Origin of the sequence: Rhodobacter sp. CZR27 (assembly GCF_002407205.1) — a bacterium.
Taxonomy (GTDB): Bacteria; Pseudomonadota; Alphaproteobacteria; order Rhodobacterales; family Rhodobacteraceae; genus Cereibacter_A.
This window is the reverse complement of sequence record NZ_CP023548.1, coordinates 2,425,771-2,438,530: the sequence shown is the minus strand read 5'-3', so window position 1 is coordinate 2,438,530 and position 12,760 is coordinate 2,425,771. Positions and strand designations below refer to the sequence as shown.

16 protein-coding genes are annotated in these 12,760 nt (G+C 67.2%); 11 read left to right on the top strand and 5 right to left on the bottom strand.

Features of this window, described 5'->3' with window-relative positions:
- Positions 1–16: 16 nt before the first annotated feature.
- From CK951_RS11910 to CK951_RS11895, 4 genes are all read right to left on the bottom strand, one after another.
- Positions 17–610: a YitT family protein gene (locus CK951_RS11910; protein ID WP_096786354.1), complete on the bottom strand. Its 594-nt coding sequence runs from the start codon at positions 608–610 to the stop codon at positions 17–19.
- A 78-nt stretch (positions 611–688) separates the two neighbouring features.
- Positions 689–1,903: an NADP-dependent isocitrate dehydrogenase gene (locus CK951_RS11905; protein WP_096786353.1), complete on the bottom strand. Its 1,215-nt coding sequence runs from the start codon at positions 1,901–1,903 to the stop codon at positions 689–691.
- A gap of 87 nt (positions 1,904–1,990) precedes the next feature.
- Positions 1,991–2,575, bottom strand: coding sequence for an HD family hydrolase (locus tag CK951_RS11900; protein ID WP_096786352.1), 585 nt, complete (start codon positions 2,573–2,575; stop codon positions 1,991–1,993).
- The gene (locus CK951_RS11895) at positions 2,572–3,231 is read right to left on the bottom strand and encodes an alpha/beta hydrolase (RefSeq protein ID WP_096786351.1); all 660 of its coding nucleotides are present in this window, start codon (positions 3,229–3,231) and stop codon (positions 2,572–2,574) included. Before CK951_RS11895 ends, CK951_RS11900 begins: the two co-directional genes overlap by 4 nt.
- Positions 3,232–3,381: 150 nt before the next feature.
- Here CK951_RS11895 and CK951_RS11890 point away from each other — a divergent pair, with 150 nt between their 5' ends.
- The 10 genes from CK951_RS11890 (at position 3,382) to CK951_RS11845 (ending at position 11,397) form a co-directional block, all read left to right on the top strand.
- A complete protein-coding gene (locus CK951_RS11890) occupies positions 3,382–3,849 on the top strand; it encodes an Rrf2 family transcriptional regulator (RefSeq protein ID WP_096786350.1) in 468 nt (155 codons plus the stop codon).
- A gap of 84 nt (positions 3,850–3,933) precedes the next feature.
- Positions 3,934–4,980: a cysteine desulfurase family protein gene (locus CK951_RS11885; RefSeq protein ID WP_096786349.1), complete on the top strand. Its 1,047-nt coding sequence runs from the start codon at positions 3,934–3,936 to the stop codon at positions 4,978–4,980.
- 43 nt (positions 4,981–5,023) lie between these two features.
- A complete protein-coding gene (gene sufB, locus CK951_RS11880) occupies positions 5,024–6,553 on the top strand; it encodes a Fe-S cluster assembly protein SufB (protein ID WP_096786348.1) in 1,530 nt (509 codons plus the stop codon).
- 6 nt (positions 6,554–6,559) lie between these two features.
- Positions 6,560–6,739 carry a hypothetical protein gene (locus tag CK951_RS11875; RefSeq protein ID WP_096786347.1) on the top strand — a complete coding sequence of 60 codons (180 nt, stop codon included), beginning with the start codon at positions 6,560–6,562 and terminating at the stop codon, positions 6,737–6,739.
- Between the two features lie 10 nt (positions 6,740–6,749).
- Positions 6,750–7,061 (top strand): heavy metal-binding domain-containing protein, encoded by a 312-nt coding sequence (locus tag CK951_RS11870; RefSeq protein ID WP_096786346.1) that lies wholly within the window; start codon positions 6,750–6,752, stop codon positions 7,059–7,061.
- Between the two features lie 9 nt (positions 7,062–7,070).
- Positions 7,071–7,829, top strand: a complete 759-nt coding sequence (gene sufC, locus CK951_RS11865; RefSeq protein WP_096786345.1) for a Fe-S cluster assembly ATPase SufC — start codon at positions 7,071–7,073, stop codon at positions 7,827–7,829.
- Positions 7,829–9,112, top strand: coding sequence for a SufD family Fe-S cluster assembly protein (locus CK951_RS11860; RefSeq protein ID WP_096786344.1), 1,284 nt, complete (start codon positions 7,829–7,831; stop codon positions 9,110–9,112). Before sufC ends, CK951_RS11860 begins: the two co-directional genes overlap by 1 nt.
- Positions 9,113–9,592 carry a YIP1 family protein gene (locus tag CK951_RS11855; protein ID WP_096786343.1) on the top strand — a complete coding sequence of 160 codons (480 nt, stop codon included), beginning with the start codon at positions 9,113–9,115 and terminating at the stop codon, positions 9,590–9,592.
- A complete protein-coding gene (locus tag CK951_RS11850; protein WP_096786342.1) occupies positions 9,589–10,167 on the top strand; it encodes a YIP1 family protein in 579 nt (192 codons plus the stop codon). Before CK951_RS11855 ends, CK951_RS11850 begins: the two co-directional genes overlap by 4 nt.
- A gap of 9 nt (positions 10,168–10,176) precedes the next feature.
- Positions 10,177–11,397 (top strand): cysteine desulfurase, encoded by a 1,221-nt coding sequence (locus tag CK951_RS11845; RefSeq protein WP_096786341.1) that lies wholly within the window; start codon positions 10,177–10,179, stop codon positions 11,395–11,397.
- 33 nt (positions 11,398–11,430) lie between these two features.
- Here CK951_RS11845 and cbiB read toward each other — a convergent pair whose 3' ends face one another.
- Positions 11,431–12,366: an adenosylcobinamide-phosphate synthase CbiB gene (gene cbiB, locus CK951_RS11840; RefSeq protein WP_096786340.1), complete on the bottom strand. Its 936-nt coding sequence runs from the start codon at positions 12,364–12,366 to the stop codon at positions 11,431–11,433.
- Between the two features lie 183 nt (positions 12,367–12,549).
- On the opposite strand from cbiB, the gene CK951_RS11835 reads away from it, so the two are divergent.
- The gene (locus CK951_RS11835) at positions 12,550–12,759 is read left to right on the top strand and encodes a helix-turn-helix domain-containing protein (RefSeq protein ID WP_096786339.1); all 210 of its coding nucleotides are present in this window, start codon (positions 12,550–12,552) and stop codon (positions 12,757–12,759) included.
- Position 12,760: the final 1 nt, after the last annotated feature.

Genomic DNA, 12,760 nt, shown 5'->3' with positions numbered 1-12,760 from the left:
GCCAGAGCCTTTCGGCTCAGGTCGCGATGTAGCGGTCGCGCCGGTGGTTGATCGCAATCACGAGGTTCACCACCAGCGCCCCGAGGAAGGACCAGGCGACGGTCTGCCACTCGCGCAAGGCAAGTGCCACCGCGAACAGCGCCGCGTCGAAGACGAGCTGTGTCCAGCCGGCGCGGAAGCCGGTCTTCTCCTGCAGGTAGAGCGCGAGGATGCCGATGCCGCCAAGGCTCGCGCCGTGCCTGAAGAGCGCCAGCAGCGCCGAGCCCGAGACCATGCCGAACAGCACCGCGCCAAACGCGGGATCGAGATGGGCGAAGTCGATCCAGGCGGGCATGACCTGCACCAGCGCCGACATGGCCGCGACCGAAAGGAAGGTCTTGACCGTGAAGGCGAGACCCATCCGCCGGTATCCCAGCCAGTAGAAGGGCAGGTTGATGGTGAAGAAGACCGGCGCGAAGCCCCAGCCGGTCGCATAGGATATCAGGACGGCGAGGCCCGCAGTCTGCCCGGTCACAAGCCCGAGGTGGGTCAGGATGGTGATCCCGAAGGCCGCCATGGTGGTTCCGTAGACCAGCGCCTGTGCGTCGTCGAGCTTGGTATGAACGGCCATGTGACGTCTCGAAGAAAAAGGAACCGGGGGCGGATGCCCCCGGTGCTTTAGTGGAAGGTGATGCCGGCGGGAAGGCCGTCAGGCGCCGAGGGCGCGGTCGAGGTATTCGTCGACCTTTTCCAGATAACCCATGGTCGTCAGCCACTTCTGGTCGGGACCGACCAGCAGCGCGAGGTCCTTGGTCATGTGGCCGTCCTCGACCGCCTGCACCGTCACGCGCTCCAGCGTCTCGGCGAAGCGCAGAAGCTCGGCGTTGTCGTCGAGCTTGGCGCGGTGCTTGAGGCCGCCCGTCCAGGCGAAGATCGAGGCGATCGAGTTGGTCGAGGTCTCCTTGCCCGCCTGGTGCTGGCGGTAGTGCCGCGTCACCGTGCCATGCGCGGCCTCGGCCTCGACCGTCTTGCCGTCCGGCGTCATCAGGACGCTCGTCATCAGCCCGAGCGAGCCGAAGCCCTGCGCCACCGTGTCGGACTGCACGTCGCCGTCGTAGTTCTTGCAGGCCCAGACATAGCCGCCCGACCATTTCAGCGCCGAGGCCACCATGTCGTCGATCAGCCGATGCTCGTAATGGATGCCCTTGGCCTTGAACTTGTCGGCGAATTCCTCGTCGTAGACCTTCTGGAACAGGTCCTTGAAGCGCCCGTCATAGGCCTTGAGGATGGTGTTCTTGGTGGACAGATAGACCGGCCAGCCGAGGTTGAGCCCGTAGTTCATCGAGGCCCGCGCGAAGTCGAGGATCGACTCGTCGAGGTTGTACATCGCCATGGTCACGCCCGCGCCGGGCGCGTCGAAGACCTCGCGCTCGATCACCGTGCCGTCCTCGCCCACGAACTTGAGCGTGAGCTTGCCCTTGCCGGGGAAACGGAAGTCGGTCGCGCGGTACTGGTCGCCGAAGGCGTGGCGGCCGACGACGATCGGCTTCGTCCAGCCCGGCACGAGGCGCGGCACGTTCCGGCAGATGATCGGCTGGCGGAAGATCACGCCGCCCAGGATGTTGCGGATCGTGCCGTTGGGCGACTTCCACATCTGCTTCAGGCCGAATTCCTCGACCCGGGCCTCGTCGGGGGTGATGGTCGCGCATTTCACGCCGACGCCGTACTGCTTGATCGCATTGGCCGCGTCGATGGTGATCTGATCCTCGGTGCGGTCGCGCTCCTCGATGCCGAGGTCGTAGTAATGCAGGTCGATGTCGAGATAGGGCAGGATCAGCTTCTGCTTGATGAAGTCCCAGATGATGCGGGTCATCTCGTCGCCGTCGAGTTCGACGACGGGGTTCGCGACCTTGATCTTCGACATGGAAGAGCCTCCCGGTGTTGGATGAGTCCCGCCCGGCTTAGCCGAAAAGCCGGCAGAGGGAAAGGGCGGTATGCGGCGGTATACAGATCAGGACGGCAGCGCGTCGAAATAGCGCCGGGTGAGGGCGCGGACATGCGCCCAGAGCCGCGGCGCGCCCCGCGCGATCTTGCTGCCGACACGGGCGTCGAGCTGGTCCGAGGTGACGGCGAAGTCGCGCCATGTGCCGCCGCCGGAGTGCAGGTTCTGCATCACCGGCTGCACCCGGTCGATCGAGCGGGCGAAGATGGCGTCCGGGCTTTCGCCGGCCTCGAATTCTTCCCAGAGCGCGCGAAGCTCAGCGCCCTGATCGGCGGGCAGAAGGCCGAAGATCCGGTCGGCGGCCTCGGCTTCGAGGGCGGCGATGGCGGCCGGGTCGTGGCTGCCGTGGATCGGCGTGTCGCCCGTGTCGATCTCGACCAGGTCGTGCAGCAGCAACATCCGGATCACCCGGTCGATCCGCACCTCGGGCCCGGCTTCTTCGGCCAGCACCAGCGCATAAAGCGCGATGTGCCAGGAATGCTCCCCCGAATTCTCGCGGCGCGACCCGTCGCAGAGCGGGTTGGCGCGCAGGACGGATTTCAGCCGGTCGGCCTCGGCAAGGAAGGCAAGCTGCCGGCCGAGGCGGTCGATCACCGCGAGGCCTCGGTCAGGCGGCGCTTCACGTAGTCCGAGACCGTGGCGATCATCGGGGCCATGTGCGCTTCCTCGTCCTTGAAGAAGTGGTCGGCGCCCTCGATCTGCTCGTGGGTGATGGTGATGCCCTTCTGCTCGTGCAGCTTGTTCACCAGCGCCACCGTATCCTTGGGTTGCGCCACCCGGTCGGCGGTGCCGTTGATGATCAGGCCCGACGAGGGGCAGGGTGCGAGGAAGGAAAAGTCATACATGTTGGCCGGCGGCGCGACCGAGACGAAGCCGGTGATCTCGGGCCGGCGCATCAGAAGCTGCATGCCGATCCAGGCGCCGAAGGAGAAGCCCGCGACCCAGCAGTGCTTCGCGTTCTGGTTCATCGATTGCAGGTAGTCGAGCGCGGCGGCGGCGTCCGACAGCTCGCCGATCCCCTGGTCATATTCGCCCTGCGACCGGCCGACGCCCCGGAAATTGAACCTCAGGACTGTGAATCCCAGCCGATAGAAGGCATAGTGAAGGTTGTAGACCACCTTGTTGTTCATCGAGCCGCCAAACTGCGGATGCGGATGCAGCACGATGGCGATGGGGGCGTCACGATCCTTCTGGGGGTGGTAGCGGCCTTCGAGCCGGCCCTCGGGGCCTGCGAAAATGACTTCGGGCATCGCCTCGCCTTGCCTGTTGCTCCGGGGCGTATTGTTGACAAAAACGCTCGGACAAATTAGAACCATTCCATGCGGGCGGCAGGCCGCCCCGGAACCGTAACGAGTTAAGCGGCCTGCCGCTTGGCGTCAATGGATTTGGCGGACGTCGATATGAAACTCTCGACCAAGGGTCGGTATGCAATGGTGGCGCTGGCGGATCTTGCGCTGGCGCAGAAGGCGGGGGAGGAGCTGGTCTCGCTCGCCGAGGTGTCGAAACGGCAGGACATCTCGCTGCCCTATCTGGAGCAGCTTTTCGTCAAGCTGCGCCGCGCGGGACTGGTCGAGGCCGTGCGGGGACCCGGCGGCGGCTATCGTCTTGCGCGCACGACGGATTCGATCCGCGTCAGCGAGATCATGGAGGCGGTCGAGGAAACGGTGAACGCGATGCATACCGGCGCTGGCGCACATGGAGGCGTTTCGGGCTCGCGTGCACAATCCTTGACCAACCGGCTGTGGGAGGGTCTCTCTGCTCATGTCTATGTCTTCCTCCACCAGACCCGGTTGTCGGACATCGTGAAGAACGAGATGCGCCCATGTCCGGCGGTGCCGGCGCTGTTTCGGGTGGTTGACGAGGACTGAAGGCGGAGGCTCCTGCGGCCGGCCGCCGGGGGCGGTTGTCCCCGGGCCTGCGCAGTGAACATTCGCCCGGAGGAAGGGTAAAGGGTGGGCTCTCGCGTCTATCTGGACTGGAATGCGACGACGCCGCTGCGCCCCGAGGCGCGGGCGGCGATGGGGGCCGCCATGGATCTGGTCGGCAACCCTTCGTCGGTGCATGCCGAAGGGCGTGCCGCTAAGGCGCTGATCGAGAAGGCGCGCGCGCAGGTCGCGGCGGCCCTGGGGGCCGGGGGCGCCGATGTGGTCTTCGTCTCCGGCTCGACCGAGGCTGCGGCGCTGGCCTGCGCGGGGCGCGGGCTGGTCTGCGCCGGCGTGGAGCATGAGGCGGTGTCGGCGTGGTGCGATCCGGTCCTGCCGGTAGATGCGCAGGGGCGCGTGGCGGTGGCCGATCCGGCGCGCTCGGCGCTTCAGCTGGCCAATTCCGAGACCGGGATCGTGCAGGACCTGCCGCAGGGCCTTGCGGTCTCGGACCTGACGCAGGCCTTCGGCAAGCTGCCCTTCGCGTTCAACTGGCTGGGCTGCGACGCGGGCTTCGTCTCGGCGCACAAGCTGGGCGGGCCCAAGGGCATTGGCGCCCTGGTGCTGCGGCCGGGCCTCGACCTTCCGGCGCAGCTGCGCGGCGGCGGGCAGGAGATGGGCCGCCGGGCCGGGACGGAGAACCTGACCGGCATCGCGGGCTTCGGGGCCGCTGCGGAGGCCGCCGCCCGGGATCTGGCCGAAGGCGCCTGGGATCGGGTCGCCCAACTTAGAAATATTCTAGAATCGGCGTTGTGTGACGACGGAAAAGGGACTATTTCTGTCGGGAAAGGCGGGACGCGCCTGCCGAACACGCTTTGCCTTGTCACACCCGGCTGGAAGGGTGAGACGCAGGTGATGCAGATGGACCTGGCGGGATTCGCGGTCTCTGCCGGTTCGGCCTGCTCGTCAGGCAAGGTGAGGGCGAGTCGCGTCCTGCGGGCGATGGGGCTCGACGAGGTGGCGGCGGCATCCGCGCTGCGCGTGTCGCTTGGGCCCACGGTGACGGAGGCCGAGGCGATGCGCTTCGCGGAAGCCTGGACACGCGCGCGCGACCGGCACCGCGCGCGGGCCGCTTGAGGATGACGGGCGCCGGCGCGCCCCAGAACGGAGACTGAGACCGATGGCAGCACTGGAAGAGACTGCGGTTCCCGAAGTCCGCGACGGTGTCGATCGCGAGACGATCGAGACGGTCCAGGCGATGGCCGGCAAATACAAGTATGGCTGGGAAACCGACATCGAGATGGACTTCGCGCCCAAGGGCGTCAGCGAGGACATCGTCCGCCTGATTTCCGCGAAGAACTCCGAGCCGGAGTGGATGACGGAATGGCGTCTGCAGGCCTACCGGCGCTGGGTCCAGATGGAGGAGCCGCGCTGGGCGATGCTCCATTACCCCGAGATCGACTATCAGGACATCTATTACTACGCCAAGCCCAAGAGCATGGAGGTGAAGCCGAAGTCGCTCGACGACGTCGATCCCAAGCTGCTCGCGACCTACGAGAAGCTCGGCATCCCGCTGAAGGAGCAGATGGTGCTCGCCGGCATCGACGGCGCCGAAATGCCGGACGCGCCGCGTCAGGTCGCGGTCGATGCCGTGTTCGACTCGGTGTCGCTCGGCACCACGTTCCAGAAGGAACTGGCCAAGGCCGGGGTGATCTTCTGCTCGATCTCGGAAGCGATCCGCGAGCATCCGGAACTGGTCAAGAAATACCTCGGCTCGGTGGTGCCGCAGTCGGACAACTTCTTCGCCACGCTGAACTCGGCGGTCTTCTCGGACGGCTCGTTTGTCTACATCCCGCCGGGGACGCGCTGCCCGATGGAGCTGTCGACCTATTTCCGCATCAACGCCGAGAACACCGGCCAGTTCGAGCGCACCCTGATCATCTGCGACAAGGGCTCCTACGTCAGCTACCTTGAGGGCTGCACCGCGCCGAAGCGCGACACCAACCAGCTTCACGCCGCGGTGGTCGAGATCGTGGTGCTGGAAGATGCCGAGGTGAAGTATTCCACCGTGCAGAACTGGTATCCGGGCGACGAGGAAGGCCGGGGTGGCATCTACAACTTCGTGACCAAGCGGGCCGACTGCCGCGGCGCACGGGCGAAGGTGATGTGGACCCAGGTCGAGACCGGCTCGGCGATCACCTGGAAATACCCGTCCTGCATCCTGCGCGGCGACGACAGCCAGGGCGAGTTCTACTCGATCGCCATCGCCAACAACGCCCAGCAGGCCGATACCGGGACCAAGATGATCCATCTTGGCAAGAACACCCGCTCGCGCATTGTCTCGAAGGGGATTTCGGCGGGCCGGGCGCAGAACACCTATCGTGGTCTGGTGTCGATGCACCCGAAGGCCACGAACAGCCGCAACTACACCCAGTGCGACAGCCTGCTGATCGGCGACAAGTGCGGGGCGCATACCGTGCCCTACATCGAGGTCAAGAACAACTCGTCCCGCGTCGAGCACGAGGCCACCACCTCGAAGGTGGATGACGACCAGCTGTTCTACTGCCGCTCGCGCGGCATGGACGAGGAGGAGGCGGTGGCGCTCGTCGTCAACGGCTTCTGCAAGGAGGTGCTTCAGGCGCTGCCGATGGAATTCGCGATGGAGGCGCAGGCGCTGGTCGCGATCAGCCTCGAGGGGAGCGTCGGGTGATCGCGGATGTCGCCCTTCGCGATACAGGCGCTGATCATCGGCGTGGGCGTCAGCATCGGCCTCTGGCTGCTCTGGTGGCGCACGGGACAGATGCGGGGACCGAGGCGGCTGGCGCTGGCGCTGGCGGGTGGCGGCTTCTCGGCCGTGGCCTCGCTGATCATCTCGCGCACCATCGCCTCGGTCTGAGGAGGGCCGCATGATCGTCACCACGACCCCCAGCGTCGAGGGCTACCAGATCGCCACCTACCACGGCATCGTGGCGGGCGAGGCGATCCTTGGCGCCAACATCGTCCGCGACCTGTTCGCGGGGATCACCGACATCCTCGGCGGGCGGTCGGGCGCCTACGAGAAGGAACTGGCCAAGGCGCGCGAGACCGCGCTGGCCGAAATGGAAGAGCGGGCGCGCGACAAGGGCGCCAATGCCGTCGTCGGCGTCGATCTCGACTACGAGGTCATCAACAACATGCTGATGGTGTCGGCCTCCGGCACCGCCGTCACCATTGCCTGAGGAAGAAACATGCTCGAGATCAAGAACCTGCACGTGAAGCTTGAAGAAGAGGACAAGGTCATCCTCAAGGGCGTGGACCTGAAGGTCGAGGCCGGCACCGTCCATGCCATCATGGGGCCGAACGGCTCGGGCAAGTCGACGCTGTCCTACGTGCTGTCAGGTCGTGGCGGCTATGTGGTGACCGATGGCTCGGCCACGCTCGAAGGCCGCGAGCTTCTGGAGATGGAGCCGGAAGAGCGCGCCGCGGCGGGCCTCTTCCTCGCCTTCCAGTATCCGGTCGAGATCCCGGGCGTCGGCAACATGACCTTCCTGCGCACCGCGCTGAACGCGCAGCGCAAGTCCCGCGGCGAGGAGGAGATCAGCGCCGGCGACTTCCTGAAACTCGTGCGCGAGAAGGCCAAGGCGCTGAAGATCGACGCCGACATGATGAAGCGCCCGGTCAACGTGGGCTTCTCGGGCGGCGAGAAGAAGCGCAACGAGATCCTGCAGATGGCGGTGCTGGAGCCCAGGATGTGCATCCTCGACGAGACCGACTCGGGCCTCGATGTCGATGCGCTGAAGCTGGTGTCGGACGGGGTGAACGCGCTGCGCGACGCGGGCCGGGCCTTCCTTGTCATCACGCACTACCAGCGGCTTCTGGACCACATCACGCCCGACGTGGTGCACATCATGGCGAACGGCCGGATCGTGAAATCGGGCGGGCCGGAACTGGCGCTCGAGGTCGAGAAGAACGGCTACGCCGACCTGCTGGCGGCGGAGGAGGCGTGATGGCGGACGCTCTGCCGAAGGAAGGGCCGCTCGCCGCGCGGATAGCGGGCCTCGGATTTGCCAACGAGGGCTGGCAGGCGCCGGCCCGTTTCGACGCCCTGTCCCGGCTCTCGGCGATGGGCCTGCCCGGACGGCGCGACGAATACTGGCGCTACACCGATCCGGCGAGCTTCAACGCGCCCGATCCGCTGCCGGCCACCACGGCGGGTGAAGACGAGGACGTGCTGCCCTTCGAGGCCATCGACCGGCTGAGGATCGTGTTCGTCGACGGCGTGTTCGACGCCGAGGCCTCGGACCCGCTGGCGCTCGACCATGTCGAGATCGGCCTGCTCGGCCGGGCGCACAGCGACATCCACTGGGCGCGCGATCTGTATGGCGTGCTCGAGGCGCGCGGGCAGGTGCCGGTCAAGCGGCCCTTCGCGGCGCTGAACACGGCCTTTGCCTCGGAAGGCGTGCTGATCCGCGCGACCGGCACCGCGCCGAAGCCCGTTGCGCTGGTCTACATCCACCGCTCCGAGACCTCGGACGCGATGCTGCACCACTGCATCCGGGTCGAGGCGGGGGCCGAGCTGACGCTGCTGGAAAGCGGGCCGGCCGCGGCACGCTTCACCAAGGTGATGGAAGTGGACGTGGCCGAGGGCGGCCGCTTCCACCACATCCGCGCCCAAGGGCCCGACCATGACCGCCGCGCCGCGACGCACCTTTTCGCGCGCGTGGCGTCGAAGGCGCTGTTCAAGTCGTTCACGCTGACCGCCAATGGCGTGATGACCCGCAACGAGGCGGTGCTGGAACTGGTCGGCGACGACGCGGTGGCCCATGTCGCGGGCGCCGCGGTGGGGGATGGCAAGTTCCATCACGACGACACGGTGTTCATCACCCACGAGGGCCAGTGCTGCGAAAGCCGCCAGGTCTTCAAGAAGGTGCTCAAGAATGGCGCCACCGGCGTCTTCCAGGGCAAGATCCTGGTGAAGCCCGGCGCGCAGAAGACCGATGGCTACCAGATCAGCCAGTCGCTGCTGCTGGACGAGGATTCGGTGTTCCTCGCGAAGCCCGAACTCGAGATCTATGCCGACGACGTGAAATGCTCGCACGGCTCGACCTCGGGGGCGATCGACGAGACGGGGCTGTTCTACCTGCGCTCGCGCGGGGTGCCGCTGAAGGCCGCACAGGCGCTTCTGGTGCTTGCCTTCCTCGCCGAAGCCATTCAGGAAATCGAGAACGAGGAAATCGCCGAGGATATCCGGCTGCGGCTGGAGAGCTGGCTGGCGCGTCACGAGCATTGAATGGCTGTAACCACCGACATCGTAGAAAGTTATCGTCATCCCCGCGCGGTCATCCGACGCTATCTCGATGCCGGTGAGAACGAGCCGCGGGCGCTCGCCATCCTGATGGGCGCCTGCCTGCTGATCTTCGTCTCGCAATGGCCGATGCTGGCGCGGGCGGCGTATCTCGATCCGTCCCAGCCGCTCGAGGCGCGGATGAGCGGGGCGCTGATGGGCACCGTCTTCCTGCTGCCGCCGATCTGCTACGTGCTGGCGGCCATCAGCCATCTGGTCGCGCGACTGTTCGGCGGCAGGGGCAGCTACTTCGGCGCGCGGCTGGCGCTGTTTCTTGCGTTGCTGGCCACCTCGCCGCTGATGCTGCTGAACGGCCTTGTCGGCGGCTTCATCGGCGAGGGGCCGGGCGTGCTGATCGTGGGCTTCCTCGTGCTGGGCGGGTTCCTCGCGATCTGGGGTCTCATGCTGACCGAGGCCGAACGATGAGCCTCGGGTTCGCCGATATCCTGCGCCTTGCGCGCTACACGGTGTCCAACCCGCGCGAGGGGGCGAGGGCGGTCCTCGAGATGGACCTGCCGATGGAGGCGCGCTGGGTCGCGCTGGTGCTGACCGCGGTAGCGGCGGCGCTGGTCACCTTCGTGGGCGTCGCGGCGCTGCCGGCCGAGGTGCGGGCGCTCCTGGGCGACGACCTGCCGAGCCCGCTGTTCAGCGCGGCGCTGCAGACCGGGCTTCTGGTGCTGGCGGCCGGGCTGATCCACCGCATCGGTGCGTGGCGCGGCGGCACGGGCACTTTCGCGGATGCGCTGCTGCTGGTGGCATGGCTGCAGTTCATCCTGCTCTGCCTCGAGGTGCTGCAACTGGCGGCGCAACTTCTCCTGCCGCCGCTGGCCGATGTGCTGGGCGTGGTGGGGATCGTCCTGTTCTTCTGGCTGCTCACACATTTCATCGCCGAACTGCACGGGTTCAGGTCCACCGTCGCCGTGCTGGGCGGCATCCTGCTGGCGCTGGTAGGCATCGCCTTCGCGCTGGCTGCCATCATGATGCCCTTCATGGGCCCCTGAGGTTTCGCCATGTTCGACGTCGCCACCATCCGCCGGGACTTTCCCATCCTCTCGCGCGAGGTGAACGGGAAGCCGCTCGTCTATCTCGACAATGGCGCCTCGGCCCAGAAGCCGAGCGTGGTGATCGAGGCGATGAACCTCGCCTACAGCCACGAATACGCGAACGTGCACCGCGGGCTGCACTACCTGTCGAACCTCGCCACCGACAAGTATGAAGCCGTGCGCGCGACCATTGCCCGCTTCCTGAACGCGCCCTCGCCCGAGGAGATCGTCTTCACCACCGGCACGACCGAGGGGATCAACCTGATTTCCTACGGCTGGGCCGCACCCCGGCTTCAGGCCGGCGACGAGATCGTGCTGTCGATCATGGAGCATCACGCCAACATCGTGCCCTGGCACTTCCTGCGCGAGCGTCAGGGCGTGGTGCTGAAATGGGTCGAGGTGGATGCCAATGGCGATCTCGATCCGCAGGCGGTGATCGATGCGATCGGGCCGAAGACGAAGCTCGTGGCCGTCACCCACATGTCGAACGTGCTGGGCACGGTGGTCGACGTGGCCGCGATCTGCGCCGGCGCGCGCGAAAAGGGCGTGCCCGTGCTGGTCGACGGCTCGCAGGCCGCGGTGCACATGCCGGTCGACGTGGCGGCCATCGGCTGCGACTTCTACGCCATCACGGGCCACAAGCTCTACGGGCCGTCCGGCTCGGGCGCGATCTACATCCGGTCCGAGCGGATGGAGGAGATGCGCCCCTTCCTCGGCGGCGGCGACATGATCCACGAGGTCAGCCGCGATGCCGTCTCCTATGCCAAGCCGCCGATGCGGTTCGAGGCCGGCACCCCCGGCATCGTGCAGCAGATCGGCCTCGGCGTGGCGCTGCACTACATGATGAACCTCGGGATGTCCGAGATCGCGGCACATGAGCGGACCCTGCGCGATTATGCGCGCGACCGGCTCTCGGGGCTGAACTGGCTGAACGTGCAGGGCAAGTCGGCGGGGAAGGGGGCGATCTTCTCCTTCACCATCGAGGGCGGCGCCCATGCGCATGACATCTCGACCGTTCTGGACCGCAAGGGCGTGGCGGTGCGGGCCGGCACCCATTGCGCCATGCCGCTGATGACGCATTACGGGGTGGGGGCCACCTGCCGCGCCTCCTTCGCGCTCTACAACACGACGGATGAGGTCGACCGCCTCGTCGAGGCGCTGGAACTCTGTCACGAACTGTTCGGCTGAAGCGCCCCGACCTGTCTGCTCGATGCGCGCGGCTCAGATCATCATGATCAGCGCCAGCCCCGCCGCCAGCAGCGCCATCGCGCGGCGGTAAAGCCCGAGGCCGCGCCGCAGGTCAGCCGGCGAGGGATCCGGCGCTCCCGCGTTGAGCCAGGGCTCGGCCGAGACGCGGTCGCCATAGATCCGCGGCCCGGACAGCCGCACCCCAAGGGCACCGGCCAGCGCGGCCTCGGGCCAGCCCGCGTTGGGCGAGCGGTGGGCGCGGGCATCGCGCCGCATGACCGACAGCGCCTCGCGCGGGCGGCCCGAGACCAGCGCGAAGAGCCCGCCGGTCAGCCGCGCCGGGATCAGGTTCACCACGTCATCCGTCAGCGCCGAGGCGCGGCCGAAGTCCTCGTGCCGCGGCGTGCGGTGGCCGATCATCGAATCGAGCGTGTTGATCGCCTTGTAGGCGGCAATCCCCGGCAGGCCGAACAGCGCGCCCCAGAACAGTGGTGCGACGATCCCGTCCGAACTGTTCTCGGCAAGGCTCTCCAGCGCCGCCCGCGTCACGCCGGCGGTGTCCAGTTGCGAGGGATCGCGTCCGACGATCATCGACACCGCGCGGCGCGCCGCAGGAAGATCGCTCGCCGCCAGCGGGGCCTCGACGGCGGCGACATGCTCGTGCATCGAGCGCATCGCGACCAGTGGCCAGGCGAGGAGGCCGGTCAGCACCGCCCCGACAAGCCCACCGGGCAGCATCGACTGGAGCAGCGCCGCGGGGAGCGCCGCGGCCAGCACCACCACGAAGGCACAGGCCAGCCCCGCGCTGCGGCGCTGCTCGGGTGTGCCTTGGTTCCAGCGCCGGTCCAGCGCCGCGATCAGCCGCCCGATCCATGTCACCGGATGGCCGATCCGTGCATGGATCCGGTCGGGCCAGCCCCAGGCGGCATCTGCGCCCATTGCCACCAGCATCGCGCCTGCATGGATCATGTCGACTCCCTCCGTCCGGCCCGGGTGTCAGGCAAAAGCCGGCATCCTGCAAGGGGCACGCCGACGCGGCGCGGCAGGCGCTTGTCGGTTTGGGCAACTTCGCATGCTCCACCGTCGATTGTATGAAGGGCCATCACCCTTCGACCAGTCATTCCTGTCGATACGTCATTTCGGAGAAAGTCCATGCCGCAAGCCCGTCAGCGCGAGACTGCCCGCCTTCTTCGGCACGGTCGCTGGGTGCTTGGCCTGTCGCAGGAGGATTTCGCCGCCCGCCTCGGTCTCGACGTCACCGAAGTCCGTGCACTCGAATCCGGTGCGCGGCCGGACGGGGTCGGATCGGGTCATGCGCTGGCCGCGCTCGCCTCGCCCACGGCGCCGATGGCGCGCGCGTGAC